This is a genomic window from Pseudomonas sp. UTLPPB19802 (genome assembly GCF_059730225.1).
Window position 1 is genome coordinate 302,635 of record NZ_AP048545.1, and the last position, 25,371, is coordinate 328,005.

At 64.1% G+C, this 25,371-nt stretch carries 22 protein-coding genes and 1 pseudogene; 13 read left to right on the forward strand and 10 right to left on the reverse strand.

Annotated elements, in window-relative coordinates:
- The first annotated feature begins 68 nt into the window (after nucleotides 1-68).
- The 12 genes and pseudogenes from ubiE (at nucleotide 69) to AC6I6U_RS01370 (ending at nucleotide 9,988) form a co-directional block, all read left to right on the forward strand.
- A complete protein-coding gene (gene ubiE / locus AC6I6U_RS01315) occupies nucleotides 69-839 on the forward strand; it encodes a bifunctional demethylmenaquinone methyltransferase/2-methoxy-6-polyprenyl-1,4-benzoquinol methylase UbiE (protein ID WP_497880295.1) in 771 nt (256 codons plus the stop codon).
- Nucleotides 839-1,456 carry a ubiquinone biosynthesis accessory factor UbiJ gene (locus AC6I6U_RS01320; protein WP_497880296.1) on the forward strand — a complete coding sequence of 206 codons (618 nt, stop codon included), beginning with the start codon at nucleotides 839-841 and terminating at the stop codon, nucleotides 1,454-1,456. The genes ubiE and AC6I6U_RS01320 overlap by 1 nt, the downstream gene beginning before the upstream one ends.
- On the forward strand, nucleotides 1,453-3,057 hold the full coding sequence (gene ubiB, locus AC6I6U_RS01325) for a ubiquinone biosynthesis regulatory protein kinase UbiB (protein ID WP_497880297.1): 1,605 nt from the start codon (nucleotides 1,453-1,455) through the stop codon (nucleotides 3,055-3,057). The genes AC6I6U_RS01320 and ubiB overlap by 4 nt, the downstream gene beginning before the upstream one ends.
- Nucleotides 3,058-3,137: 80 nt before the next feature.
- Complete coding sequence (gene hisI / locus AC6I6U_RS01330) at nucleotides 3,138-3,530, forward strand: phosphoribosyl-AMP cyclohydrolase (RefSeq protein ID WP_054060519.1); 393 nt, start codon at nucleotides 3,138-3,140, stop codon at nucleotides 3,528-3,530.
- A 2-nt stretch (nucleotides 3,531-3,532) separates the two neighbouring features.
- Complete coding sequence (locus tag AC6I6U_RS01335; RefSeq protein WP_497880298.1) at nucleotides 3,533-3,865, forward strand: phosphoribosyl-ATP diphosphatase; 333 nt, start codon at nucleotides 3,533-3,535, stop codon at nucleotides 3,863-3,865.
- A gap of 25 nt (nucleotides 3,866-3,890) precedes the next feature.
- Nucleotides 3,891-4,175 carry a twin-arginine translocase TatA/TatE family subunit gene (locus tag AC6I6U_RS01340; RefSeq protein ID WP_497880299.1) on the forward strand — a complete coding sequence of 95 codons (285 nt, stop codon included), beginning with the start codon at nucleotides 3,891-3,893 and terminating at the stop codon, nucleotides 4,173-4,175.
- A 10-nt stretch (nucleotides 4,176-4,185) separates the two neighbouring features.
- Nucleotides 4,186-4,668, forward strand: coding sequence for a Sec-independent protein translocase protein TatB (tatB, locus tag AC6I6U_RS01345; protein WP_497880300.1), 483 nt, complete (start codon nucleotides 4,186-4,188; stop codon nucleotides 4,666-4,668).
- The gene (tatC, locus tag AC6I6U_RS01350) at nucleotides 4,665-5,456 is read left to right on the forward strand and encodes a twin-arginine translocase subunit TatC (protein WP_497880301.1); all 792 of its coding nucleotides are present in this window, start codon (nucleotides 4,665-4,667) and stop codon (nucleotides 5,454-5,456) included. Before tatB ends, tatC begins: the two co-directional genes overlap by 4 nt.
- Nucleotides 5,453-6,160, forward strand: coding sequence for a 16S rRNA (uracil(1498)-N(3))-methyltransferase (locus AC6I6U_RS01355; RefSeq protein WP_497880302.1), 708 nt, complete (start codon nucleotides 5,453-5,455; stop codon nucleotides 6,158-6,160). Before tatC ends, AC6I6U_RS01355 begins: the two co-directional genes overlap by 4 nt.
- A 257-nt stretch (nucleotides 6,161-6,417) precedes the next feature.
- Nucleotides 6,418-7,341 (forward strand): annotated as a pseudogene (locus tag AC6I6U_RS01360) (methyl-accepting chemotaxis protein); the annotation flags it as partial.
- A gap of 201 nt (nucleotides 7,342-7,542) precedes the next feature.
- A complete protein-coding gene (locus AC6I6U_RS01365) occupies nucleotides 7,543-8,247 on the forward strand; it encodes a methyl-accepting chemotaxis protein (protein WP_497882962.1) in 705 nt (234 codons plus the stop codon).
- A 184-nt stretch (nucleotides 8,248-8,431) separates the two neighbouring features.
- Nucleotides 8,432-9,988: a methyl-accepting chemotaxis protein gene (locus AC6I6U_RS01370; RefSeq protein ID WP_497880303.1), complete on the forward strand. Its 1,557-nt coding sequence runs from the start codon at nucleotides 8,432-8,434 to the stop codon at nucleotides 9,986-9,988.
- 6 nt (nucleotides 9,989-9,994) lie between these two features.
- Here AC6I6U_RS01370 and AC6I6U_RS01375 read toward each other — a convergent pair whose 3' ends face one another.
- The 5 genes from AC6I6U_RS01375 to pip form a co-directional block, all read right to left on the reverse strand.
- A complete protein-coding gene (locus AC6I6U_RS01375) occupies nucleotides 9,995-10,792 on the reverse strand; it encodes a transporter substrate-binding domain-containing protein (RefSeq protein WP_497880304.1) in 798 nt (265 codons plus the stop codon).
- A gap of 213 nt (nucleotides 10,793-11,005) precedes the next feature.
- Nucleotides 11,006-13,576 carry a glucans biosynthesis glucosyltransferase MdoH gene (gene mdoH / locus AC6I6U_RS01380; RefSeq protein WP_497880305.1) on the reverse strand — a complete coding sequence of 857 codons (2,571 nt, stop codon included), beginning with the start codon at nucleotides 13,574-13,576 and terminating at the stop codon, nucleotides 11,006-11,008.
- Nucleotides 13,569-15,368 carry a glucan biosynthesis protein G gene (locus AC6I6U_RS01385; protein WP_497880306.1) on the reverse strand — a complete coding sequence of 600 codons (1,800 nt, stop codon included), beginning with the start codon at nucleotides 15,366-15,368 and terminating at the stop codon, nucleotides 13,569-13,571. The genes mdoH and AC6I6U_RS01385 overlap by 8 nt, the downstream gene beginning before the upstream one ends.
- A 266-nt stretch (nucleotides 15,369-15,634) precedes the next feature.
- Nucleotides 15,635-16,072 carry a D-aminoacyl-tRNA deacylase gene (gene dtd, locus AC6I6U_RS01390; protein WP_497880307.1) on the reverse strand — a complete coding sequence of 146 codons (438 nt, stop codon included), beginning with the start codon at nucleotides 16,070-16,072 and terminating at the stop codon, nucleotides 15,635-15,637.
- Complete coding sequence (gene pip, locus AC6I6U_RS01395) at nucleotides 16,069-17,040, reverse strand: prolyl aminopeptidase (protein WP_497880308.1); 972 nt, start codon at nucleotides 17,038-17,040, stop codon at nucleotides 16,069-16,071. The genes dtd and pip overlap by 4 nt, the downstream gene beginning before the upstream one ends.
- Before the next feature lie 252 nt (nucleotides 17,041-17,292).
- Here pip and AC6I6U_RS01400 point away from each other — a divergent pair, with 252 nt between their 5' ends.
- Nucleotides 17,293-18,213 (forward strand): CgnE/CgnB domain-containing protein, encoded by a 921-nt coding sequence (locus AC6I6U_RS01400; RefSeq protein ID WP_497880309.1) that lies wholly within the window; start codon nucleotides 17,293-17,295, stop codon nucleotides 18,211-18,213.
- An 11-nt stretch (nucleotides 18,214-18,224) separates the two neighbouring features.
- On the opposite strand, the gene hutG is transcribed toward AC6I6U_RS01400, so the two are convergent.
- The 5 genes from hutG to AC6I6U_RS01425 all read right to left on the reverse strand — a co-directional run bounded on the left by hutG (nucleotide 18,225) and on the right by AC6I6U_RS01425 (nucleotide 25,195).
- Complete coding sequence (gene hutG, locus AC6I6U_RS01405; RefSeq protein ID WP_497880310.1) at nucleotides 18,225-19,028, reverse strand: N-formylglutamate deformylase; 804 nt, start codon at nucleotides 19,026-19,028, stop codon at nucleotides 18,225-18,227.
- 10 nt (nucleotides 19,029-19,038) lie between these two features.
- Nucleotides 19,039-20,244 (reverse strand): imidazolonepropionase, encoded by a 1,206-nt coding sequence (gene hutI / locus AC6I6U_RS01410; protein ID WP_497880311.1) that lies wholly within the window; start codon nucleotides 20,242-20,244, stop codon nucleotides 19,039-19,041.
- A gap of 16 nt (nucleotides 20,245-20,260) precedes the next feature.
- The gene (locus tag AC6I6U_RS01415) at nucleotides 20,261-21,670 is read right to left on the reverse strand and encodes an amino acid permease (RefSeq protein WP_497880312.1); all 1,410 of its coding nucleotides are present in this window, start codon (nucleotides 21,668-21,670) and stop codon (nucleotides 20,261-20,263) included.
- A gap of 350 nt (nucleotides 21,671-22,020) precedes the next feature.
- A complete protein-coding gene (hutH, locus tag AC6I6U_RS01420; protein ID WP_497880313.1) occupies nucleotides 22,021-23,559 on the reverse strand; it encodes a histidine ammonia-lyase in 1,539 nt (512 codons plus the stop codon).
- A gap of 112 nt (nucleotides 23,560-23,671) precedes the next feature.
- A complete protein-coding gene (locus AC6I6U_RS01425; protein ID WP_497880314.1) occupies nucleotides 23,672-25,195 on the reverse strand; it encodes an HAL/PAL/TAL family ammonia-lyase in 1,524 nt (507 codons plus the stop codon).
- Between the last annotated feature and the right edge of the window lie 176 nt (nucleotides 25,196-25,371).

A 25,371-nucleotide genomic window follows, 5' to 3' on the forward strand; every position in this document is an offset into this window, starting at 1 on the left:
CGCCTTTGCCAAGACAAAGCCGGCTACCGGGATTAGAATGGCCCGCATTCTCTTCTGGTGACAGCGATATGACTGATCAGCGCAAAGGCAGCGATGCCGAACCCACCACCCACTTCGGCTACAAGAATGTGCCGGAAAGCGAAAAGGCCGGCAAAGTCGCCGAGGTCTTTCACTCGGTGGCCGCCAAGTACGACCTGATGAACGACGTCCTTTCCGGTGGCATGCACCGCCTGTGGAAGCGTTTCACCATCGAACTGTCGGGCGTGCGCACCGGTAACCGGGTCCTCGACATCGCTGGCGGCACCGGTGACCTGGCGGCGAAGTTCTCGCACCTGGTAGGCCCGACCGGCCAGGTGGTACTCGCCGACATCAACGCCTCCATGCTCAAGGTCGGTCGTGATCGCCTGCTGGACCGCGGCGTGGCCGGCAACATCGAGTTCGTCCAGGCGGACGCCGAGAAGCTGCCGTTCCCGGACAACCACTTCGACTGCGTGACCATCGCCTTCGGCCTGCGCAACGTCACCCACAAGGAAGACGCCCTGCGCTCCATGCTGCGAGTACTCAAGCCCGGCGGCCGCCTGCTGGTGCTGGAGTTCTCCAAGCCGACCAACGCATTCATGTCCAAGGTCTACGACGCCTACTCGTTCGCCTTCATGCCACTGGCCGGCAAGCTGATCACCAACGACTCGGAAAGCTATCGCTACCTGGCCGAATCGATCCGCATGCACCCGAACCAGGAAACCCTCAAGTCGATGATGGTGGACGCCGGTTTCGACCGCGTGACCTACCACAACATGACCTCGGGTATCGTCGCCCTGCACCGCGGCATCAAGCCCTGATGCTGCTCAGCGGCCTTCTCGCCGGCGTCGAACACGGCCTCAACCGTGTCCTGCGCCTGGACAGCACCGCCCTGGGTCGCCTCGGCCACCTGACGGGCAAGGTCATCGAGGTCGACAGTCCGGCCTTGAAGCTGTTCATCCTGCCCAGCGACGAAGGCCTGCTGCTGGCCGCCCATTGGGCCGCCGAAGCCGACTGCATCCTCCGCGCGCCCACCTCCAGCCTGTTGAACCTGGCCCTGAGCAAGGACAAGAGCGCCGTCCTGCATGGCCCGGACGTGCACCTGGAAGGCGACAGCGCGGTCCTGCTGGACCTGGCCGCCGTGCTGCAGGACCTGGAGCTGGACTGGGAATACGAGCTGTCGCGCTGGCTCGGTCCGGTCGCCACGCAACTGGTCAGCGGTCACCTGCGCAGCCGCGCCAACTGGTACCGCCAGGGTTTTGCCAGCCTCAACCAGAACCTGGCTGAATACCTCAGCGAAGAATCCCGGGCCCTGGTCGGCAAGCACGAGGCCGAAGCCCGCTTCGCCGAGCTCGACCGGCTCAAGCTCGATCTAGAACGACTCGAGGCGCGTTTCGAGCGCCTCTCCCGATCCCTCAATTCCAGCGATAACGCATGAAGCTGCTCGCCGTCCGCCGTCTGTTGCGCATCCAGCGCGTCGTGATCCGCTACCGTCTCGATGACCTGCTGTTCGACCTGCCCCTGCCCTGGTTCCTTCTGGCACTGCGCTTCGTCCTGCCATGGCGCTGGTTCCCGCGCAAGCAGCTGGAGCTGAGCCGTGGCGCGCGATTGCGCCTGGCACTGCAGGACCTCGGTCCGATCTTCATCAAGTTCGGGCAGATTCTCTCGACCCGCCGTGACCTGCTGCCCGAGGACATCGCCGACGAGCTGATGCTGCTGCAGGACCGCGTACCGCCGTTCGACCCGCAGAAAGCCGTGAACCTCATCGAGTCGCAGCTGGGCCGCAAGATCAGCGAAGTCTTCAGCCGCTTCGACATCGAGCCGCTGGCGTCGGCCTCGGTGGCGCAGGTCCACGCCGCGCAGCTCAAGAGCGGCGAGGAAGTGGTGGTGAAAGTCATCCGCCCTGGCCTCAAGCCGGTGATCGCCCAGGACCTCGCCTGGCTGTTCATCCTCGCCCGCACTGCCGAACGGTTGTCCGCCGATGCGCGCCTGTTGCACCCGGTGGACGTGGTCAGCGACTACGAGAAGACCATCTACGACGAGCTCGACCTGCTGCGCGAGGCGGCCAACGCCAGCCAGCTGCGGCGCAACTTCGAAGGCTCGGACATGATGTACGTGCCCCAGGTCTACTGGGACTGGTGCCGGCCGAAAGTACTGGTGATGGAGCGCATCTACGGCATCCAGGTCACTGACCTGGCCACCCTCGCCGACCAGCGCACCGACATGAAGATGCTCGCCGAGCGCGGCGTGGAGATCTTTTTCACCCAGGTGTTCCGCGACAGTTTCTTCCACGCCGACATGCACCCCGGCAACATCTTCGTCAGCACCGTCAATCCCTGGAGCCCGAAGTACATCGCCATCGACTGCGGCATCGTCGGCAGCCTGACCCCGCAGGACCAGGACTACCTGGCGCGCAACCTGTTCGCCTTCTTCAAGCGCGACTACCGCCGCGTCGCCCAGTTGCACATCGATTCGGGCTGGGTTCCGGCGGATACCCGGCTCAACGAGTTCGAGGCGGCGATCCGTACCGTCTGCGAGCCGATCTTCGAAAAGCCGCTGAAGGACATCTCCTTCGGCCAGGTGCTGATGCGCCTGTTCCAGACCGCACGCCGCTTCAACATGGAAGTCCAGCCGCAACTGGTGCTGTTGCAGAAGACCCTGCTCAACATCGAGGGCCTGGGCCGCCAGCTGTACCCCGAGCTGGACCTGTGGAGCACCGCGCAGCCGTTCCTCGAACGCTGGATGCGCGACCGCGTCAGCCCGAAAACCCTGCTGGGCAACCTGCAGAGCCAGGTCGAGCAACTGCCGCACCTGGCCAACATGACCCGCGACCTGCTCGAACGCCTGTCGCAGCCCCACGCCGCCGATCCCGAGCCGCCCTACAAAAAGCGCAAGGACGACTGGCTGCTGCGCCTGCTCGGTTCGCTGCACCTGGGCGGCGGTGCATTCCTCGCCGCCGGCGGGCCCTTGCACGAGCTGGGCCACTGGCCGGCGGCAATCATGGTGGCCATTGGTTTGTATCTGGTCGTGCGCCGATAGCCAGCAAGGCTCGCGGCTGGCAAACTGTTCATTCGCCGAGGCCCAACCACGCAGGTTGCGCCCGGTTGTCGGAGTCGAAAATGAAAGACTGGCTGGACGAGATCAAGTGGGACAGTGACGGCCTGGTGCCGGCCATTGCCCAGGATCACAAGACCGGGCGCGTGCTGATGATGGCCTGGATGAACCGCGAAGCACTGCAACTGACCGCCCGCGAGAACCGCGCCATCTACTGGTCACGTTCGCGTGGCAAGCTGTGGCGCAAGGGCGAGGAATCCGGCCACGTGCAGCACTTGCATGAAATGCGCCTGGACTGCGACGCCGACGTCATCATCCTGATGGTCGAACAGGTCGGCGACATCGCCTGCCATACCGGCCGCCAAAGCTGCTTCTACCGTGTCTACGAGAACGACGGCTGGAAGACGGTAGACCCGGTCCTCAAGGACCCGCACAGCATCTACGCAGCAGGACACTGAACATGACCGACACCCTGACCCGGCTGGCCCAGGTACTGGAAGAGCGCAAAGGCGCCGCTCCCGACAGTTCCTATGTCGCCAGCCTTTACCACAAGGGCCTGAACAAGATTCTGGAAAAGGTCGGCGAAGAATCCGTCGAGACCATCATCGCCGCCAAGGACGCCGCCGTCAGTGGCGATTGCAGCGACGTGATCTACGAAACCGCCGACCTGTGGTTCCACAGCCTGGTCATGCTCGCCCAGTTGGGCCAGCACCCCCAGGCCGTGCTGGATGAACTGGACCGCCGCTTCGGACTTTCCGGACACGCCGAGAAAGCCTCGCGTCCGTCCGCCTGAACAACTTTTAGAGAGGAGAAACACCATGGGCATTTTTGACTGGAAACACTGGATCGTCATTCTGGTTGTCGTCGTGCTGGTGTTTGGTACCAAGAAATTGAAGAACCTCGGCACCGACGTCGGTGAATCGATCAAGGGCTTTCGCAAGGCCATGAACGACGACGAGAAGCCGGCCGAGCCGGTGGTTCCGCCAACCGTGCAACCTGCCCAGCCGCAGCCGGGCGCACAGCAGAGCGCGCCACACACCATCGATGTACAGGCGCAGAAAGTCGACGATCTCGCTAACAAAGAGCCCCGCAGCCATTCGTGAGCACTGAATAATGTTCGGTATCAGCTTCAGTGAACTGCTGCTCGTCGGCCTGGTGGCGCTGCTGGTCCTCGGCCCCGAGCGCCTGCCGGGCGCCGCGCGGACGGCTGGCCTGTGGGTCGGACGGCTGAAACGCAGCTTCAACGCGATCAAGCAGGAAGTGGAACGGGAAATCGGTGCCGACGAGATCCGTCGGCAACTGCACAACGAGCACATCATGTCCCTGGAGCAGGAGGCTCGCAAGATTCTCTCGCCGGTCCAGGAACCTGCACCCCAGGCACAGCCTCAGCCAGTCGCCGATTCCGTCACCCAGCCGGTCAGTGAGACACCACTGCCAAGCGACCTGCCACCGGTCACCGTTGCCCCAGGCGATGCCGTGCCGGTACTCGGTGCCGTCGAGCCGGCCCCGCATGTGCCGACCGAGACCGCGACCACCGCGCCGACGCCCAGTGCGCCAGCTTCTCAAGACCCTACTCTGCCGCCGCGAGCCCCATGAGCGATTTTCCGGAAAACGACCAGCACATGCCGCTGGTCTCGCACCTTACCGAGCTGCGCACCCGCCTGCTGCGTTGTGTCGCGGCGATCTTCCTGATCTTTGCCGGGTTGTTCGCCTTCACCCAGCAGATCTACACCTTCGTCTCCACGCCGTTGCGCCAGTACCTGCCGACCGGCGCGACGATGATCGCCACCGACGTGTCCTCGCCGTTCCTCACGCCGCTCAAGCTGACCATGATGGTCTCGCTGTTCCTGGCGATTCCGGTGATCCTGCACCAGATCTGGGGTTTCATCGCACCCGGCCTGTACAAGCATGAAAAGCGCGTCGCCGTGCCGCTGCTGGTGTCGAGCATCCTGCTGTTCTACACCGGCATGGCGTTCGCCTATTACCTGGTGTTCCCGCTGATCTTCAAGTTCTTTGCCGCCGCCACTCCGGCAGGCGTCGAGATGATGACCGACATCACCAGTTACCTCGACTTCGTCATGACCCTGTTCTTCGCCTTCGGCGTGGCATTCGAGATCCCGGTAGCCGTGGTGTTGCTGGTATGGATCGGCGTGGTCGACGTCAAGTACCTGAAGAAGATCCGCCCGTACGTGATCATCGGCTGCTTCGTGGTCGGCATGATCCTGACGCCACCGGACGTGTTCTCGCAGACCTTGCTGGCGGTACCGATGTGGCTGCTGTTCGAGATCGGCGTGCTGTTCGGTGGCCTGGTCAGCAAGCGGGGTGACCATCCGGAAGAAACACCCGCCGACAACGACCCACAGCCGCCAGCGCCACTCGCGTGAACCTGCTGCTGCTGGAGGAGGCCGACTTCATCGCGGCCGACCGCGTGGTCCTGCGTGACCGACGCCTGACCCACATGCAGGAAGTCCACAGGGTCGCGGTGGGCGACAGCCTGAGGGTCGGGCGTATCGGCGGGCTGATGGGCACTGCCCGGGTCCTGCACCTGGAAGCCGGTGAGGCGCAGTTGCAGGTCAGTCTCGACCAGCCAGCGCCGGCCAAGCTGCCGCTGACCCTGGTACTCGCCCTGCCTCGCCCGAAGATGCTTCGCCGGGTGTTCCAGACCATCGCCACCATGGGCGTGCCCAGACTGGTGCTGGTCAACAGCTACCGGGTGGAGAAGAGCTTCTGGCAGACGCCGTTCCTCGAACCCGAGGCGATCCGCGAGCAACTGGTCCTGGGCCTGGAACAGACCCGCGACACCGTGCTGCCGGAGGTCATCATCGAGAAGCGCTTCAAGCCGTTCGTCGAGGATCGCCTGCCCGCCATCAGCGCAGGCACCCTGGGTCTGATCGGCCATCCCGGCAACTACCCGCCCTGCCCGCGAGCAGTGGACGAACCGGTAACCCTCGCCATCGGCCCCGAAGGCGGCTGGATTCCCTACGAAATCGACCTGTTGGCCAAGGCCGGCCTGCAACCGGTTCAGCTCGGCGAACGCATCCTGCGGGTCGAAACCGCCGTCACCGCTCTGCTCGCCCGCCTGTTCTGACCCCTGGCGCCCCCGCGCGAGCCACTCACGCGGGGCAATAGCGTGCGCCGGCTCTATTCGGCACTCTCCAGCCCTGCCACCGCTACAGAATCGCTGCGCGCCGCCGATACAACGGAATTATTGGAAATAAGCCCGCGATCAGGCGGGCGAGTGCCGTCAGGAGTCCGTCCATGTACCGTTGGCTAACCCAGAGCCTGGGCAATGTGAGCATCAATCTGAAACTCGGTATTGGCTTCGGCCTGGTACTACTCCTGACCATGCTCATCACCTTCACCGGCTGGAGCGGCCTGGGCTCGGTGATCAACCGTGGCGACAAGCTGGGCTACATCTCCTCCCTCAACATGCTGACCAAGGACCTGCGCATCGCGCGCCTGGACTATGAGATGCGCAAGGGCGAACAGGGCCCGACCACCGTCAACGGCCTGCTGGACAAGCTGGAGAACGGCCTGAAGAGCGCCCGCCAGCAACTGCAGACCGCAGAGAGCATCGAATTGATCGACCAGCAACTGGCCTCCATCGCGCAGTACAAGCGCGCGTTCGCCGACATGAACCAGGCCACGCAGAACCGCGAGGCCGCCCGCAGCAAACTCGGGGCCAGCGCCGACAATGCCGTTGCCAGGGTCGCCGAGGTCGAGAAATCGATGCTGCAAGGCGACAGCGTGATCCAGTTCAACAGCGTGATAGAACTGAGCAAATTGATCCAGCAGGCCCGCTTCCAGGTCCGTGGCTACACCTACAGCGGCCGCAGCGACGCCGAACAGCCAGCCCTGGACGCCATCGACAATGCCCTGAAGAACCTCGAGAGCCTGCCGGCCAAACTGCCCGAGCAGCACCTGGCCAACCTGCAGCAGGCCAGTGACTCCCTCAAGGCCTACCGCGCCGCCGTCAGTGCCTTCCGCGACTCGCAGATTGCCAGCGCCCAGGCGCTCAAGAACATGCAGGACCAGGGCAACCAACTGCTGGAGTTGAGCAACAAGCTGACCGACCTGCAGACCGCCCGCCGCGACAGCGACGCCGCCCAGGCGAAAAGCCTGCTGGGCATTTCCGCCGCCCTGGCGCTGCTGTTCGGCATCATCGCCGCCTGGGCCATCACCCGGCAGATCGTCACGCCCCTGCAACAGACCCTCAAGGTGGTCGAGCGCGTCGCCTCCGGCGACCTCAGCCAGGATCTACAAGTCGACCGTCGCGACGAACTGGGCCAGCTGCAACGGGCCATGCAGAGCATGACTCTCAGCCTGCGCAAGCTGATTGGCGGCATCAGCGATGGCGTCACCCAAATTGCCAGCGCCGCCGAGCAACTGTCGGCCGTGACCGAGCAGACCAGCGCCGGGGTCAACAGCCAGAAGGCCGAGACCGACCAGGTGGCCACGGCCATGCATCAGATGACCGCCACCGTGCAGGAAGTGGCGCGCAACGCCGAAGAAGCCTCGGAGGCTGCCGTTGTCGCCGACCAGCAGGCCCGCGAGGGCGACAAGGTGGTCGGCGAGGCCATTGCCCAGATCGAACGCCTGGCCGCTGAAGTCGGCCATTCGACCGAAGCCATGGGCCATCTCAAGGCCGAGAGTGACAAAATCGGCAGCGTACTCGACGTGATCAAGTCGGTGGCCCAGCAAACCAACCTGCTGGCCCTCAACGCCGCCATCGAAGCGGCCCGCGCCGGCGAAGCCGGACGTGGTTTCGCGGTAGTCGCCGACGAAGTCCGCAGCCTGGCCCAGCGGACCCAGAAGTCCACCGAGGAAATCGAGGAGCTGATCGTCGGCCTGCAAGGTGGCACCCAGCAGGTGGCGGCCATCATGGACAACAGCCGCAGCCTGACCGACAGCAGCGTCGAGCTGACCCGCCGCGCTGGCGGCTCGCTGGAAAACATCACCCGCACCGTGTCGGCGATCCAGACCATGAACCAGCAGATCGCCGCTGCCGCGGAACAACAGAGCGCCGTGACCGAGGAGATCAATCGCAGCGTGCTGAACGTGCGCGATGTTTCCGAACAGACCGCCTCGGCCAGCGAGGAAACCGCCGCGTCCAGTACCGAGCTGGCGCGCCTGGGCAACCATCTGCAAGTGCTGGTCAGCCATTTCCGGCTGTAGACCCTGAAAGGAGTGGCCGCGTCGCCGCCGGCGACGTGGGCCAGTCCCAATCGCTCACAGATCACGGAAATTCCCTACATTCGGTTCAGGTCGCGTCTCCCGCTCAAACGCCGATGAGAAGCAATGCCCCCTGCATGACAAGCACAGGGGCATCTTCACTCATTCGCCCGGCAGGAGATCCACCATGTTCCGATGGCTGTCCCACGCTTTAATCAATCGCAGCATCCGCTTCAAACTGGTCCTGGGCTTCGGCCTGGTCCTGCAACTGACCCTGGTCATCGCCGCGACCGGCTGGTACGCCCTGCAACGCAGTATCGATCACGCCGAGCAACTGTCGCTCATGGCCAGGCTGGGTCAGATCACCCGCAACGTCCGGGCCCCGCGCACGAACCGGGAGGCGCTCGACAAAAGCCCCGTCGACCCCGAACGCCAACTGGCCGAACTCGAACGGCACTTGACGGCCTTGCACAGGGGTATTGAAGAGCCGCTCCAGCAGCAACGGCTGGAGGAACAGCGCAACACCTTCAGCGCCTTGCGCAGCGCCCTTGCCGACGCCGATCCGGGCTTGGCCGATCACCTCGACGAACGCCTGGAGAATTTTGGCCAAGCCCTGCTCAATGACCTCGACGCCCTCAGCCAGACCCATGCGCAACAGCGTGACCACGACACCAACCGGTCGAGGCGGATGCTCATCGGCATTGCCAGCCTGGCGCTGGTGATCGGCATGTTCGCCGCCTGGATCATCAGCGTACAGATACTGGTTCCACTCAGGCGCGGCCTCAAGGTCGCCGGGCATATTGCCGCGGGCGACCTGAGTCGTGACATCCGGGTCGAGCGCAGGGATGAGCTGGGGCAACTGCAGCAGGCCCTGCAGCGCATGAGCCTGGGCCTGCGCGAACTGGTCGGCGGGATCATCCAGGATACGATACGGGTAGCCGAGGCCGCCCGGGAGTTCTCCGACAACGCCGGCCAGACCCACCTTCGCATCGGCAACCAGCGTGACGAGATCGACCTGGTCGCCACAGCCATGAAGCAGATGAGCAGCAGCGTCCGGGAAGTCGCCCAGCATGCCGAGGCCGCCGCCCTGGCCACCAGCCAGGCCGAACGACAGGCCCGTGAAGGTGACCGCGCGGTCGCCGAGGCCATCGCCCGGATCGAGCAACTGGAGCAGGAAATGCAACAATGTACCGAGGCGATGGCGTCTCTCCAGCAGGAGAGCGACAAGATCGGCGGCGTGCTCGACGTGATCAAGTCGGTGTCGTTGCAGACCAACCTGCTGGCTCTCAACGCCACGATCGAGGCCGCACGTGCCGGAGAAGCCGGGCGCGGTTTCGCGGTGGTCGCCGATGAAGTGCGCTGCCTGGCCCAGCGAACCCAAGACTCGACCGAGGAAATCGAGGAACTGGTCGCCGCCCTGCAGCACGACACCGAACGCGTCGCGCAACGCCTGGACAAGAGTCGCAACCTGACCCGCAGCAGCGTCGAGGCGAGCCAGCACTGCGGCAGCACGCTGGAAGGCATCAGCCGCAGCGTCTCGCGCATACAGGCGATGAACGAGCAGATTGCCGCGGCCGGCGAAGAGCAGAGCGTGGTGGCCGAGCAGGTCAGCCACAGCCTCCTACAGGTGCGCGATATCTCCGAACAGACCGCGGCAACCAGCGAAAGGACCGCGACCGCCAGCGCCGAACTGGCACGCCTGGGCTCGCGACTGAGAGTGCTGGTCGACCGTTTCCGCGTCTAGGGCCACTCAGTCGATTTCAGCCAACCAGGCGGTTTCCTTGAACCACTTGTCGTGAATCCGATCGTAGGTGCCGTCTTCGGCGATCTGGTTGAGGAAGTGGTTGATCCAGTTCAGGCTGTCGTGATCGCCCTTCTTCAGGCCGAACGCCAGGCGCTCGTAGGTGAAGGGCTGGTCCAGGCACACCAGCTTGCCCGCGCCCAGCCTGTTGGCCGCGACGAGGTTGTAGGGCGCGTCGTGGATAAAGGCGTCGGCCTTGCCGTCCAGCACATCGCGCACGCCCTCCTCCTCGGTGGCATAACTGACCAGTTGGGCGTTGCCGATCAGTTTCTTCACAACGATCTCGCCAGTGGTGCCAGCCTTGACCCGGATACGATAGGCGGCATCGTTCAGGTCTTCGAAACCCTGAACCTTGCCCGCCAACGCCTGGGGGATCAGCATCGTCTGTCCGACCACGATGAAGGGATCGCTGAAATTCAGGCGCAGATTGCGTTCCGGAGTGAGGGTCATGCCGCTGGCGATCAGGTCGGTCTTGCCCGCCAGCAAATCGGGGATCAGCTGCGGGTAGGCGCTGGGCAGTAACTCCAGCCGGACACCGAGGGCCTTGGTCATCTCATGCAGCAGGTCGATTTCAAAGCCCACCACCCGCCCCTGTCTGTCGGTCATCTGGAACGGCATATAGGTCGGGTTGGTGCCCACCTTGAGGCTGCCACGCCTGACCGCATCATCGATGGCACCTGCCTGGAGTCCACAGGCCTGCAGGGATACAGCCACCCCCAGCAGTAACGCCAGGTACCTTTTCATCATGAAAACTCCTCGATCCATTTCCCGGTGGGTCGAGCCGACCCGACAAACCGAGCGGCCACAGCCGGCCGGCACAATTTCGGGGCGCGATCCTAACGCACCCGGCCATTACGCCGAGGGGTCTTTTGTTACCAAATGACAACGGATACGAGAGAAGGAGAAAGGTCTTACAGGGAGGGTCGAATCCCCCTGGAGCAGACTCCAGGGGGGATCGAATCAGGCGGGCTGGCCTAGCACGGCAGCAGGTTGCAGCGGCAGCAACGGGGCGTGTGGATCGGCCTTGACCGAAGCACGCCAGGCATCCAGCCATTCAGCATGAGCTTCACTCCAGACCTGCGCATGCAGGCGCCCAAGGGCGACCGGGTCGCTGAGCAGTTGCAGGCGGGAATGGTTGTCCAGCGCCGCCGGGCCGACTTTCAGCGCATGGCGCACGCGTTCGACCCGCAGCCACTCGATCGGCTCTGCCTGACCGTGGCGGGAGGTTGCCAGGGCGCAGGCCAGGGCGTTCTGGCGTGGATCGACCACCGCGCGGATGAAACCGTCGTTCAGCGCATGCCAGCGGTTCTCGTGGGTGTACTCGTCGGTCGCCAGCAGCGCCTGGGGCGGGTTGTATTCCTCGGGAATGAGGAACAACTGCTCGTCCTTCGAACGCAGGCCCAGGTTGACCCGGCTGGAGATCACCGACACCGGGATCGACAGCATCAGCGAGCCGACGATCGGCACCAGCCACCACAAGAAGCTCGGGTTCAGCCAGATCACCAGCAGGGCCCAGAGAGCGCCCAGCAGGGTCTGCGGACCATGACGGCGAACCGCTTCGCTCCAGGGCGTGGAGTCATCGTCACGCTGCGGCGAGTTCCAGGTCGCGGCCCAGCCGAGAAACGCAGCCAGGACGAAACGGGTATGGAAAATCATCCGCACCGGCGCCAGCAGCATGGAGAACAGCATCTCCAGCAGCATCGACACGGTCACCTTGAACTTGCCACCGAACTCTTTCGCGCCCTTGGCCCAGATCAGGATGATGCTGAGCAGCTTGGGCAGGAACAGCAGCACGATCGTGGTGGAGAACAGTGCCACCGCCTTGTCCGGATGCCATTGCGGCCATAGCGGATAGAGCTGGCGCGGCTCCATGAAGTACTGCGGTTCCATCAGCGTGTTGACCGCCAGCAGCGCCGTCGACAGCACCAGGAAGAAGAACCACAGCGGCGCCGACAGGTAGGACATCACGCCAGTAAGGAACACGGCGCGGTGCACCGGGTGCATACCCTTCACGAGGAACAGGCGGAAGTTCATCAGGTTACCGTGACACCAGCGGCGGTCGCGCTTGAGCTCGTCCAGCAGGTTCGGCGGCAACTCCTCATAGCTGCCCGGCAGGTCGTAGGCGATCCAAACACCCCAGCCGGCACGACGCATCAGTGCCGCTTCGACGAAGTCGTGGGAGAGGATCGCACCGGCGAACGCGCCCTTGCCAGGCAACGGCGCCAGGGCGCAATGCTCGATGAACGGCTTCATCCGGATGATAGCGTTGTGGCCCCAGTAGTGCGACTCGCCCAACTGCCAGAAGTGCAGGCCGGCGGTGAATAGCGGACCATAGACGCGGGTGGCGAACTGCTGCATGCGCGCATAGAGGGTATCCATGCCCGATGCCCGTGGCGCGGTCTGGATGATCCCGGCGTCCGGCGTGGCCTCCATCAGGCGAACCAGGCTGGTCAGGCATTCGCCACTCATGACGCTGTCGGCGTCGAGCACCACCATGTACTTGTAGTCACCACCCCAGCGACGGCAGAAGTCGTCGAGGTTGCCGCTCTTGCGCTTCACACGACGGCGACGGCGGCGGTAGAAGATCTTGCCGAAGCCAGAGGCTTCGCGGCAGACGTCCAGCCAGGCCTGCTGCTCGGCCACGCAGATATCGGTGTCGTTACTGTCGCTGAGAACGAAGAAGTCGAAACGATCCAGGTCACCGGTGGCCGCGACCGACTCGAAGGTCGCCCGCAGGCCGGCGAACACCCGTGGCACATCCTCGTTGCAGATCGGCATGACGATAGCGGTACGCGCATCCGCCGGAATCGGCTCGCTGCCGGCGCTGGCGCCGGAGATACGGTATTTGTCATGCCCGGTGAGCAGTTCGAGGAAGCCCATCAGGGCTGTCCAGAACCCGGCCGAAACCCAGCAGAACAGGATACCGAACATCACCAGGATGCTGGTCTGCAAGGCATACGGCAGGACCTGCTTGGCAGTCTGGAGGATCGGCTGATGCAGGACCTCGTTGAGGTCGACGAACGACCAGCCCTGGTAAGGCATGATGCCTTTCATATACCAGCCGGCGACGATGGTCTGGCCGAGCATCAGAGTCAGCAGGATGTAGCGTCGGATCGAGCCTACAGTGCGCCAGCGGGCATGAGGCAGCTCGCGCTTGTCATCCTTCGGTGCCGGCGGGTTGCTGCGCCCGGTCAGGCGTCGCCAGCCGCGCACCAGGATATTGGTCCGCCATGGCTCGGGGACGACCCGGGTCCGCCGGATCGGCGGGGTGGCCTTGAGGCACACCCGGCCGCTGGCATCGACCGAAAGCATCGCGGCGTCTTCCAGTTCGGCAGCGCTGTCGAGGGTCAGGCGGCGCTCCACCGAGGCTTGCGCAGCCTCGGCGGAGTCGACGTGCGGTTTGTCACTGAGGCGCTCATGCAACTCGTCGAACGACGTGCAGATCGCCAATTCGGCGCGCTGCTCGTTACTTAGCGGCAGGTGCGCCAGATACTCGGAGAGAGCCTCTGGCTGGGCGATAGAATTACTCATCGGCAGGCAACTGATAGCTCCAGGTCTCGGTCAGGACTTGTTCGGTCTTGGCCGGTTCCGGGGTGGTTGGGGCAGCCTCGGCAGCCGGCGCCGTGGCGTCGTGCTCTTGCTTGTCCTTGGCCTTGTCTTTCTCCGGGGCCTTGGCGGCATCTTTTTCCGAAGCCTTGGCGGCGTCCTTCTCGTGCTTCTGCTGGCTCCTGGCGGCGACCTTGTCGGCCTTGACCACCTGGGACGAAGCCTTGGCCGGTTCGGCGGCGACAATGTCCTTGACCAGCGCGGCGCGCATTTCGGTCGACTTGCCCGGATCCTTGATCTTCAGGCGCAGGGTCAGGCGCCAGCCCTCGGTTTCCGGATTGTAGCGCAGGCTGTTCTCGACCACTTCGGCGTTGTCGCCGACGCTGACCTGGCTGCGTACCGGTGCATCTGCCGGCAGAGCCTTGAGGGCCGGGCCCTCGAAGTCCACCAGATAGGCCACGCTGCCGTCCGGTTGACGGATCAGGTTCGACTGCTTGACGTCACCGGTGGACTTCAGGGTCTGCTTGACCCAGGCGCTGTCCGGCGAGTGCAGGGCTGCTTCGTCCATTGTCCAGTGCAGGCGATAGGCGAAGTTCATCGCCTCACCCGGCTGGGCGAGCTTTTCCGGGTTCCAGAAAGCCACGATATTGTCGTTGGTTTCGTCGGCGGTGGGGATTTCCACCAGGTCGACGGTACCCTTGCCCCAGTCGCCCTTCGGTTCGATCCAGGCGCTTGGGCGCTTGTCGTAGCGATCGTCGAGGTCTTCGTAGTGGCTGAAGTCGCGACCGCGCTGCAGCAGGCCGAAACCACGCGGGTTCTCCACGGAGAAGTTGCTCACCGCCAGGTGTTTCGGATTGTTCAGCGGACGCCACAGCCACTCGCCGTTGCCGGCGTGGATCGACAGGCCAGCGGAGTCGTGCAGTTCGCGACGGTAGTTGAGGACTTTCGACGGCTGGTTGGCGCCGAACAGGAACATGCTGGTCAGCGGGGCCACGCCCAGCTTGCCGACCTTGTCACGCAGGAACATCTGCGCCTTGACGTCGACGATGGTGTCGGCACCCGGACGCAGGGTCAGGCGATAGGCGCCAGTGGCCCGTGGCGAGTCAAGCAGGGCGAAGATCACCAGGTGCTTGTCGGTCGGCTTGGGCTGCTGGATCCAGAACTCGGTGAACCGCGGGAATTCCTCGCCAGACGGCAAGGCGGTATCGATCGCCATGCCACGGGCGGACAGGCCGTAGGCCTGGCCCTTGCCGACGACGCGGAAATAACTCGCGCCGAGCATGGTCATGATCTCGTCCTGCTTGTCGGCCTTGTTGATCGGATAAAGCACGCGGAAGCCGGCATAACCCAACTGCTCGGTGGTTTTCGGATCGAATTTCAGGTCACCGAAATCGAAGCGGCTCGGGTCGTACTTGATCTCCGAGACGTCGGTACCGGTGATTTCGTTGATTTTCACCGGCGTGTCGAAATGCATGCCCTGGTGATAGAACGACAGCTTGAATGGGGTCTTCTGGTCGGCCCATTCGGCTTTGTCGGTCAGGAAGCGGATTTTCTGGTAGTCCGCGAACTTCATCTCACGAAATTCGTTCGGCAGATTACTGCGCGGAGCTTCGTACTTCTGCCCGGCCAGGGTCTTCGCCTTGGCCGCCACATCGTCCAGATTGAATGCAAAGATTTGGCCGGCACTGAGCAGGCAAAGCAGTGCGGAGCCCGTCACCAGTGCTTTTCTCAACCCTCTGGCAGTCAATTTTGGTGCATTACAGGGACTAACAATCACGAGCAACCCTCGCCGAAAACAGATCAAAAAACCAACGGCTAGCTATCAATGCGCCAGGTTGGCGAGCATTGTTCCGACTCCCCTGGGACGAAATGATTCCCCAAACGGTGTCGGACAAGTCTCTACCTTATTCAAAATGGACCAACGAACGCTGATCCCCGTAGCGCGCGATTATCTAGTAGGCGGCGTTACAACGCATCAGGCGAAACAAAGTATTTATCGACAAAACGCCCTGTTTTCAGCCCGATACGTGGTTTTTTTCACTTTCAGGTCTGTAACAGGAAGGTTACCGGGCCATCATTGACCAGATGAACCTTCATGTCCGCCCCGAAACGTCCCGTCGCCACCTGACCATGCAACCGTTGCGCCTGTGCCACTACATACCCGAAAAGCTCTTCGGCAAGCGCCGGTGGCGCTGCCGTGGAGAAGCTCGGGCGTAGCCCGCTGCGGGTATCGGCGGCCAGGGTGAACTGCGACACCAGCAGCAAGCCGCCGCCGGTGTCCGCCAGGGAAAGGTTCATCTTGCCCTGGGGATCGCTGAACACCCGATAGTTAAGCAGCTTATGCAGAAGTTTGTCGGCGCTGGCCTGGGTATCCCCAGGCTCGACGGCCAGCAGCACCAGCAAACCCTGGTCGATGGCACCGACCACCGCCCCCTCGACCTCGACCCGCGCGCCGCTGACGCGCTGCAACAGGCCCCTCATGCTTCTTCGGGAGGCAGGTCGAGCAGATTGCGCGCCATCTGGTCCGCAGCACGTACCAGTGCATCGGTGATGCCCGGCTCGGAGGCGGCGTGGCCCGCATCGCGAATCACCTGCAATTCGCTGTTCGGCCAGGCCTGGTGCAGCGCCCAGGCGTTGTCCAGCGGGCAGATGGCGTCATAGCGGCCGTGCACGATCACCCCGGGCAGATGGGCGATCCGGTCCATGTCGCGGATCAGTTGGTCGGGCTCCAGGAACGATTTGTTGGTGAAGTAGTGACACTCGATCCGGGCGATGGACAGGGCCCGCTGGGGCTCGGAGAAACGATCGACCACCAGCGGGTTGGGCCGCAGGGTTGCGGTGCGCCCTTCCCACAGCGACCAGGCCTTCGCCGCGTGCATCTGGGCGATCTGGTCGTTGCCGGTCAGGCGCTTGTGGAAGGCGCCAAGCAGGTCGTCGCGTTCTTCCGGCGGGACCGGCGCCACGTAATCCTGCCAGTAGTCCGGGAACAGGCGGCTGGCGCCGCTCTGGTAGAGCCAGTCGACGTCCTGCGGACGGGCCAGGAAGATCCCGCGCAGGATCAATCCATGAACCCGCTCGGGATGGGTCTGCGCATAGGCCAGCGCCAGGGTCGAGCCCCAGGAGCCACCGAACAGCACCCATTTGTCGATACCCAGGTGTTCACGAATCCGCTCCAGGTCCGCCACCAGATCCCAGGTGGTGTTGTTCTCCAGGCTGGCATGGGGAGTCGAGCGCCCGCAGCCACGCTGGTCGAAGGTCACGATCCGGTACAGGTTGGGGTCGAAGTAGCAGCGACTCTGGGCGTCACAGCCGGCGCCCGGGCCGCCATGGATGAAAATCACCGGCAAGCCCTCGGGCGAACCGCTTTCATCGACGTACAGCACATGCGGCTCATCCACGGCCAGATCGTGCCGGGCGTAGGGTTTGATCTGCGGGTACAAAGTCTGCATCACGCGCTCCGTAAGGGTCGGGGTCATCCCTGTGGGGACATCTTTGATTCTGCCGTCCGGCATCATAAACCCGAATCACGCAAACGGCATGTCCTTGTCAAAAGTACGGTTGCCGGAACCGTCCCGCTGGCAACTAGCCGTTCGGTCAGTGTTCAAGGCCGTGCAATGACCGGTTCAATAAGAAGCGTAAAACCGAGCGGCAGGAGCCGCTGCCCATGGCTGCCAACGGCCATACCACACAGGGAGTCCCCAATGAACCCGTACCGCTTGCCCGACCTGCTACGCCACCCGGAAAAAGCCGTGATTGTCGCCGACAACGAAATGTTCATCCGGGCCCTGCGTGAACTGGGGCTGGAAGCCAGTCTCCTCGGCAGCCTGGATAGATTGCCCGAGCAGAGCCTGGCATTTTCCTTCAGCCAACAGGGCGCCCGGCAGCTCTACCAGCGCGCGGCGCATACCCGGCAGAAGCAGACCCTGCTGTGCCCGCTGCATGCATTCGACACCGGCCTTGAGAATGCGCTCTACAGCCTGATGCTGCTACTGCGCTGCGACTTTTCCGACTGTTTCAAGCGTCAGCATTATTACCTGGCACTGCTCAGCGGCCTGCGCCGCCTGCACCTGACGAGTGCCAGCAGTCGCGCCGAGGTCTGGCTGAACGGCAACTGCACGCCCTATGCCCTGACCCGTGATGAACTCGGCGACAGCTTCGTGCTGTCCGTCACCGAACTGTTCGAAGTGCACTACGCCCACATGAAGCCCGACTGCCCGGATATCTTCCAGGTCAGCGGCGTGCTGCACATCAGCGGCCTGCTGCTTTCGCGAGGCAGCCGGGCGCGACCGTTGCCGGAGGGCGTGGCGAGCGGCATGCGCCAACTGGCCGAGCAGGTCGCCCACCACCATGCCTCGCTGCGGGTCGAGCACAACCTGGTGCGCTCATTCCGGGTCGCGGGGGAGGAATACCTCCCCCTGCTCGGACAGGCTGCCGGAAATCGCGGCCTGTACCTGAGCGAGTTCGCCATCGGGGTGAATGACGCCATCGGGCCGAACATCAGCTACATCCGCAATTCACCGATGAACGAAGGCATCCGGGGCGTGCATGTGGCCCTGGGCGATGGGCTCAACGGTTATCACATCGACTTCCTCGGCCCCGGAATCGAAGTAATCCCCGGCTGACCCGCGCCACCTCAGCGGCCGTAGCGCTCACGCCCCCAGGCCAGCAGGCCCTGCAGCAGCGCCTTGAGCACCACCCGTGTCGGCTCGGCCAGATCGCTGCGGTAGTTGAACGGTTCGAACTCGTCCATGTAGGTGCACTGGCCCAGTTCCAGTTGCACGGCATGGATATGTTCGGCTGGGTTGCCGTAGTGACGGGTGATGTGCCCGCCCTTGAAGCGCCCGTTCAGCACATGGCTGTAGGCCGGGTACCCGGCGCAGATGGACTCCAGCCGCGAAGCCAGTTGTGCGTCACAGCTGGCGCCGTTGAAGGTGCCGAGGTTGAAGTCCGGCAGCTTGCCGTCGAACAGGTGCGGGATCACCGAGCGAATCGAGTGGGCGTCGAACAGCAACGCATAGCCGAACTCGGCCTTGAGCCGCGCCAGTTCCTCCTGCAGGGTCCGGTGATACGGCGTCCAGACCTGCTCCAGATAACCCGCCCGCTCGTCGGAAGATGGTTCACGGCCTTCCAGGAACAGCGGCACGCCATCGAACAGCGTCGCGGGGTAGAGGCCGGTGGTGGCACCGACATACAGTGGCTTGTCATCGGACGGACGGTTGAGATCGATGACAAAGCGCGAGTACTCGGCAGCCAGGGTGCTGGCGCCCAGCTCCTCGGCGAAGTCATAGAGCTTGGGAATATGCCAGTCGGTATCCGGCAGGCTGCGGGCTTCGGGGATCAGCCCGTCGCGAACCGCCGGCGTCAGCCTTAACCCTGCGTGGGGCATGCTGATCAGCAGCGGCACGCGGCCTTTCTTGAAGTTCAGGACATTATCCACAACCACTCTCCTAGATCAGTACTTCGATACCGTGGCGCACCACGCGTTTGCCCAGGTCGCCGCCCAGCCAGTAGGCCAGGTCCGCCGGCCGGTCGATCTGCCAGGCGACGAAGTCGGCGACCTTGCCGACCTCCAGGGAACCATGGGAATCCCCCATGCCCAGCGCCGTGGCGGCGTGCAGGGTGACCCCGGCCAGGGCCTCTTCCGGCGTCATGCGGAACAGCGTGCAGGCCATGTTCAGCATCAGCCGCAACGACAGCCCCGGCGAGGTACCGGGGTTGAGGTCCGTGGCGATGGCGATCTTCACACCGTGCTTGCGCAGGGCATCCATCGGCGGCAGCTGGGTTTCGCGCAGGAAGTAGAAGGCACCAGGCAACAACACCGCCACCGTCCCTGCCGCCGCCATGGCGATGGCATCTTCCTCGGTCATGAACTCCAGGTGATCGGCCGACAGCGCCTGGTAACGCGCCGCCAGGCTCGAACCGTGCAACGAGGACAGTTGCTCGGCATGCAGTTTCACCGGCAGGCCCAGGCGCTTGGCGACCTTGAACACCCGCTCGACCTGGGCCGGGGAAAACGCCAGGTATTCGCAGAACGCATCGACCGCATCCACCAGCCCCTCGGCCGCCAGGGCCGGGAGCATGTCGTTGCAGATGTGCTCGATGTAGTCGTCGGAACGGTCCTTGTACTCCGGTGGCAACGCATGGGCGGCCAGACAAGTGGTACGCACGCTGACCGGCAGTTCCTCGCCAAGACGGCGTGCCACCTTGAGCATCTTGCGCTCGTTTTCCAGGTCAAGGCCGTAGCCGGACTTGATCTCGACGCTGGTCACGCCATCGCGCAGCAGGCAGCTCAGCCGCTGGCGGGCGCTGGCGAACAGTTGTTCCTCGCTGGCCGCGCGGGTCGCTCGCACGGTGCTGGCGATACCGCCGCCGGCGGCGGCGATCTCGGCATAGCTGACGCCCTGCAGGCGCTGTTCGAACTCGCCGCTGCGATTACCGCCGAACACCGTGTGGGTGTGGCAGTCGACCAGCCCCGGCGTCACCCAGGCCCCGTCCAAATCGTTGACCTGTGGATAATCCGCTGCCGGCAGTTCGGCGCGAGGGCCGATCCAGTCGATCTTCGATGCCACGGTCACGATGGCGGCATCCTCGATGATCGAGTAGCTGCCTTGGGCCATGCTTGCGACGTGACAGTTCTGCCAGAGCGTTTTCATCCGGGGCCTCCGTGGGCTATCGATGAGACAGGGAAGGATCTTGCGCGACCCGCGCCGCCTGGGCCGCCGCCGGCTTGACCCAGATCAGGTACGCCAGCACCAGCAGGCCGATCCACACCGCACCGACGATCAGCGCCGGCCGGCTGTCCGGGAACCAGCCCAGCACGCCGAAGATGAAGACCATGAAGGTGATGGCGGCGATCGGCGCATAGGGCCAGAACGGCACGGGGAATTTCAGCTGGGCGGCCTCTTCGCGACTCATCGAGCGGCGCATGGCAACCTGGGTGATCAAAATCATGATCCACACCCAGACCGTGGCGAAAGTGGCGATCGAGGCGATCAGCAGGAACACGTTTTCCGGGATCAGGTAGTTCAGCAGCACGCCACCGAGCAGCGCCGCGCCCATCACCACCACGGTCATCCACGGCACGCCGGCGCGCGACAGCGTGGCAAAGGCCTTGGGCGCCTGCCCTTGCTGGGCCAGGCCGTACATCATGCGGCCGGCACCGAAGATATCGCTGTTGATCGCCGACACGGCGGCCGAAATCACCACGATATTGAGAATGGTCGCCGCCGAACCGATCCCCAGGTTCTGGAAGATCTGCACGAACGGGCTGCCCTGGCTGCCGATCTGCGGCCATGGATAGATGGACATCAGCACGAACAGGGTCAGCACGTAGAACAGCAGGATCCGCACCGGCACCGCATTGATCGCCTTGGGAATGACCCGCTGCGGGTCGCGGGCCTCACCGGCGGTGACGCCGATGATCTCGATGCCGCCAAAGGCAAACATCACCACCGCGAAGGACGCGATGACTCCAGCCACGCCATTGGGCATGAAACCGCCATGGTTCCAGAGGTTGCCGACACCGACCTCGGCCGATGGCGTGGCGGTGCTGATGCCGAAGAACATGATGCCGAAGCCGCCGAGGATCATCGCGATGATCGCGCCAACCTTGAGCAGCGACAGCCAGAACTCCATTTCACCGAATACCTTCACCGCGCACAGGTTCAGCGCGCCGATGAAGAACACGATGCCCAGGACCCAGATCCAGCGATCGACCTCGGGGAACCAGAAGCCCATGTAGATACCGAAGGCGGTGACATCGGCCAGGCCGACGATGACCATCTCGAAGGCGTAGGTCCAACCGAGGATAAAGCCCGACATCGGGCCGACGTAGGTGCTGGCGTACTGGCCGAAGGAGCCGGACACCGGATTGTGCACCGCCATCTCGCCGAGGGCGCGCATCACCATGAACACCGCGGCACCACCGATCAGGTAGGCCAGCAGCACGGCCGGGCCGGCCATCTGGATGGCCGAGGCGGAGCCGTAGAACAGGCCCGTGCCGATGGCGGAACCCAGGGCCATGAAGCGAATGTGTCGGGCGGAAAGCCCGCGTTTCAAACCTTTGACTGGCTGTTGCATTACTCGTCCTTAATTATTCTTATCGGTACAGATCGACAAGAATCAGACTTGGGGGCGAAGGTCTTGCGGCCACCCGGCCGCAAAAAGGGGTCGCAGAGTACCCAACCCGACCCGCACAGGCAAAAAGCATCTGCCCGGTGGCTATCCACCGGGGCATTGCCGGCAGGTTCTCCTGTGGCGAGCGGGCTCGCCCGCGCTGGGGCGCGAAGCGGCCCTGAAACCAGGCGACTCGGTATATCAGAGACGTCGAGTCATCCGGTTTTGCGGCTGCCATGCAGCCGAGCGCGGGCAAGCCCGCTCGCCACAACAAGTCCCTCCACCCGATCCATCAGTCTGTTCCTGTGTAACGCTTACAGACTCGGCAGCAACTTCGTCGGCACCAGCGCAGTCAGGCAGCGCGACGCCAGCAGCTCGGTGGCAGCCTCGATGTCCGGGGCGAAGAAACGGTCCTTGTCGTAGTAGGCAACTTTCTCCCGCAGGGTCGCGCGGGCGGTTTCCAGGCTTGGCGAGGTTTTCAGGCCGTTGCGCAGGTCCAGGCCCTGGCAGGCAGCCAACCACTCGACCGCGAGAATCCCGCGGGTGTTCTCGGCCATTTCCCACAGGCGCTTGCCGGCAGCTGGGGCCATCGACACGTGGTCTTCCTGGTTCGCCGAGGTCGGCAGGCTGTCGACACTGTGCGGATGGGCCAGGGCCTTGTTGTCGCTGGCCAGCGCCGCCGCCGTCACCTGGGCGATCATGAAGCCGGAGTTGACGCCGCCATTGGCCACCAGGAACGGCGGCAGTTGCGACATGTGCTTGTCCATCATCAGCGAGATACGCCGCTCGCTCAGCGAACCGATCTCGGCAATCGCCAGGGCCATGTTGTCGGCGGCCATCGCCACCGGCTCGGCGTGGAAGTTGCCACCGGAGATCACGTCGCCCTGATCGGCGAACACCAGCGGGTTGTCGGATACGGCGTTGGCCTCGACCACCAGCACCTCGGCCGCCTGGCGGAACTGGGTCAGGCAGGCGCCCATGACCTGCGGCTGGCAGCGCAGGGAATACGGGTCCTGGACCTTATCGCAGTTCTGGTGGGACTCGGACACTTCACTGCGCTCACCGAGCAGATGGCGATAGCTCGCCGCCGCGTCGATCTGGCCACGCTGGCCGCGGGCTTCGTGGATACGCGCATCGAACGGCGAACGCGAACCCAGCACCGCCTCGACGGTCAGGCCACCGGCAACCAGCGCACCGGCGAACAGGTCCTCGCCTTCGAACAGGCCACGCAGGGCGTACGCGGTGGACACCTGGGTGCCGTTGAGCAGCGCCAGCCCTTCCTTCGCCGCCAGGGTCAGCGGCGCCAGGCCAGCCTGTTTCAGCGCAGCCGGGGCATCCAGCCACTGGCCCTTGTAGCGGGCCTTGCCTTCGCCGAGCAGCACCAGCGACATGTGCGCCAGCGGCGCCAGGTCGCCGGACGCACCGACCGAGCCCTTGAGCGGAATGTGCGGATAGACCTCGGCATTGATCAAGGCGATCAGCGCATCGATCACCTGCCGACGAATGCCGGAGAAACCACGGCTCAGGCTGTTGACCTTGAGCACCATGATCAGGCGCACCAGGTCATCGCTGATCGGCTCACCGACACCGGCGGCGTGGGACAGCACCAGCGAGCGCTGGAGGTTTTCCAGGTCGGCACTGGCGATGCGGGTCGAGGCCAGCAGGCCGAAGCCGGTATTGATGCCGTAGGCCGTGCGGTTCTCGGCAAGGATCTGCTCGACACAGGCAACGCTGGCGTCGATCTGTGCCGAAGCGCTGGAATCCAGGCTCAGTTGCACCGGCTGCTGGTACACGGCACGCAGTTGCGCCAGGGTCAGTTGGCCGGGAATAAGGTTCAACGCAGTCACATTCATGCTCCTTTTGAGAGTGTTATCAACTGCCAGTCGCTCCGGAAGCTTCCGTTATCCGTCGCCGTCCACTTTTTGAGCGGATGGCGCCTTGGCACGCTGGCTATCTTTGTTTGAATCAGTTCAGGTTCGGCAATCGTTCGGACAGCAGCCCCGCGTCACGCAGCAACGCCGCCGTGGTGGCGATATCCGGTGCCAGCCAGCGATCCTGGTCATAGGCCGGCACGTGCTCGCGCAGCAGCTTCCAGGCGACGTCGGTACCGGCGCCGAAGCGCTGCTCCTTGAGGAATTCGAAGGCCTGGGCCGCCAGCAGGTACTCGATGGCGAGGACCTGGGTGCAGTTCTCCAATACCTGGTGCAGCTTCAGCGCGGCATTAGTACCCAGGCTCAGGTGGTCTTCCTGCAGCCCCGAGGTCACGTAGTTGTCGAGTACCGCCGGCTGCGCCAACTGGCGGTTCTGTGCACAAAGGGACGCGGCGACGTACTGCACGATCATCATTCCCGAGTTGACGCCCGGCTGGCTGACCAGGAATGCCGGCAGACCGCTGACGTGCGGATTGATCAGGCGGTCGAGGCGCCGTTCGGCGATCGAGCCGATTTCCGCCATGGCGATCGCCAGCAGGTCCGCCGCCAGCGCGACCGACTGGCCGTGGGGATTGGCCTGGGACATCACCCGGAAGTTGTCCGGTGTGCCCAGCAACAGCGGGTTGTCGGTGCAGCCGTTGAGTTCGATCTCGACCTGCCGGGTGACATGGGCCAACTGGTCACGGGCCGCGCCGTGCACCTGCGGGATCGAGCGGATGCTCAGGGCGTCCTGGGTACGGATGCCCTTGCTCGCGGCGATCACTTCACTGCTTTCGAGCAGGCCGCGCAGGTTGCTGCCGACCTGCTGCATGCCCGGATGCGGCTTGAGCGCGATGATCTCGGCGTCGAACGCGGCAATCTGGCCGCGCTGGGCCTCGAAACTCATGGCGGCGGTCACATCGGCCCATTGCACCAGGCGAGTCGCATCGGCCAGGGCCAGGCAGCTCAGGCCGGTCATGCACGGCGTGCCATTGACCAGGCACAGGCCGTCCTTGGCGCCCAGTTGCACCGGCTGCAGCCCTTCTTCGGTGAGGGCCTGCCGGGCCGGCACGATCCGACCACGATAGCTGACCTGGCCGACGCCGAGCAGGGCCACGCCGACATGGGCCATGTGGGTCAGGTAGCCGACCGAGCCTTGGGACGGCACTTGCGGAGTGATGCCACGGTTGAGCAGCGCCAGCAGGGCCTCTACCACCTGGCGATGCAGGCCGGACTTGCCCTGGCTGTAGTTGATGACGGCGGCGCAGATGATTGCCCGGGTCTGTTCGTCGGCCAGTGGTGCACCGACACCACAGGCGTGGCTGAGCAGGGTATTGCGTGACAGTTGGCTCAGTTGCTCGCCGGACAGCGAGACATTGGACAGTGCGCCCAGGCCGGTATTGATGCCATAGGCGCGCTCGCCGTTGACGACGATGCGCTGGACGATCGCCTGGGCGTTGTCGATCCGCGCCCAGGCTTGCGGCGCCAGCTCCAGCTGCGCACCGTGACGGGCGACGGCGACCACATCCTGCCAGCGCAACGGCGCATCGGCGATAACGATTTTTTCAGCCTGGGACATCTGAAGCCTCACACAAATCCTGTTGGTTAACGCTGGTGGCGAGGGGGCTTGCCCCCGTTCGAGCGCGAAGCGGTCGCAAAACCGCCAGACGTATTTCAGCCGGGCGACAGGCTCTGGGGCTGCGACGCAGCCCAGCGGGGGCAAGCCCCCTCGCCAAAAGCCAGCCACAAGGCTCG

Bases quoted from the DNA above. Each gene is read 5' to 3' on its own strand.
- AC6I6U_RS01415 (WP_497880312.1), bottom strand. From the start codon at position 21,670: ATGCAACAGCCAGTCAAAGGTTTGAAACGCGGGCTTTCCGCCCGACAC.
- ubiE (WP_497880295.1), top strand. From the start codon at position 69: ATGACTGATCAGCGCAAAGGCAGCGATGCCGAACCCACCACCCACTTC.
- tatB (WP_497880300.1), top strand. From the start codon at position 4,186: ATGTTCGGTATCAGCTTCAGTGAACTGCTGCTCGTCGGCCTGGTGGCG.
- pip (WP_497880308.1), bottom strand. From the start codon at position 17,040: ATGCAGACTTTGTACCCGCAGATCAAACCCTACGCCCGGCACGATCTG.
- hutH (WP_497880313.1), bottom strand. From the start codon at position 23,559: ATGAATGTGACTGCGTTGAACCTTATTCCCGGCCAACTGACCCTGGCG.
- ubiB (WP_497880297.1), top strand. From the start codon at position 1,453: ATGAAGCTGCTCGCCGTCCGCCGTCTGTTGCGCATCCAGCGCGTCGTG.
- AC6I6U_RS01335 (WP_497880298.1), top strand. From the start codon at position 3,533: ATGACCGACACCCTGACCCGGCTGGCCCAGGTACTGGAAGAGCGCAAA.
- AC6I6U_RS01400 (WP_497880309.1), top strand. From the start codon at position 17,293: ATGAACCCGTACCGCTTGCCCGACCTGCTACGCCACCCGGAAAAAGCC.
- mdoH (WP_497880305.1), bottom strand. From the start codon at position 13,576: ATGAGTAATTCTATCGCCCAGCCAGAGGCTCTCTCCGAGTATCTGGCG.
- AC6I6U_RS01365 (WP_497882962.1), top strand. From the start codon at position 7,543: ATGACCGCCACCGTGCAGGAAGTGGCGCGCAACGCCGAAGAAGCCTCG.
- AC6I6U_RS01370 (WP_497880303.1), top strand. From the start codon at position 8,432: ATGTTCCGATGGCTGTCCCACGCTTTAATCAATCGCAGCATCCGCTTC.
- tatC (WP_497880301.1), top strand. From the start codon at position 4,665: ATGAGCGATTTTCCGGAAAACGACCAGCACATGCCGCTGGTCTCGCAC.
- hutI (WP_497880311.1), bottom strand. From the start codon at position 20,244: ATGAAAACGCTCTGGCAGAACTGTCACGTCGCAAGCATGGCCCAAGGC.
- AC6I6U_RS01375 (WP_497880304.1), bottom strand. From the start codon at position 10,792: ATGATGAAAAGGTACCTGGCGTTACTGCTGGGGGTGGCTGTATCCCTG.
- hisI (WP_054060519.1), top strand. From the start codon at position 3,138: ATGAAAGACTGGCTGGACGAGATCAAGTGGGACAGTGACGGCCTGGTG.
- AC6I6U_RS01340 (WP_497880299.1), top strand. From the start codon at position 3,891: ATGGGCATTTTTGACTGGAAACACTGGATCGTCATTCTGGTTGTCGTC.
- dtd (WP_497880307.1), bottom strand. From the start codon at position 16,072: ATGAGGGGCCTGTTGCAGCGCGTCAGCGGCGCGCGGGTCGAGGTCGAG.
- AC6I6U_RS01425 (WP_497880314.1), bottom strand. From the start codon at position 25,195: ATGTCCCAGGCTGAAAAAATCGTTATCGCCGATGCGCCGTTGCGCTGG.
- AC6I6U_RS01320 (WP_497880296.1), top strand. From the start codon at position 839: ATGCTGCTCAGCGGCCTTCTCGCCGGCGTCGAACACGGCCTCAACCGT.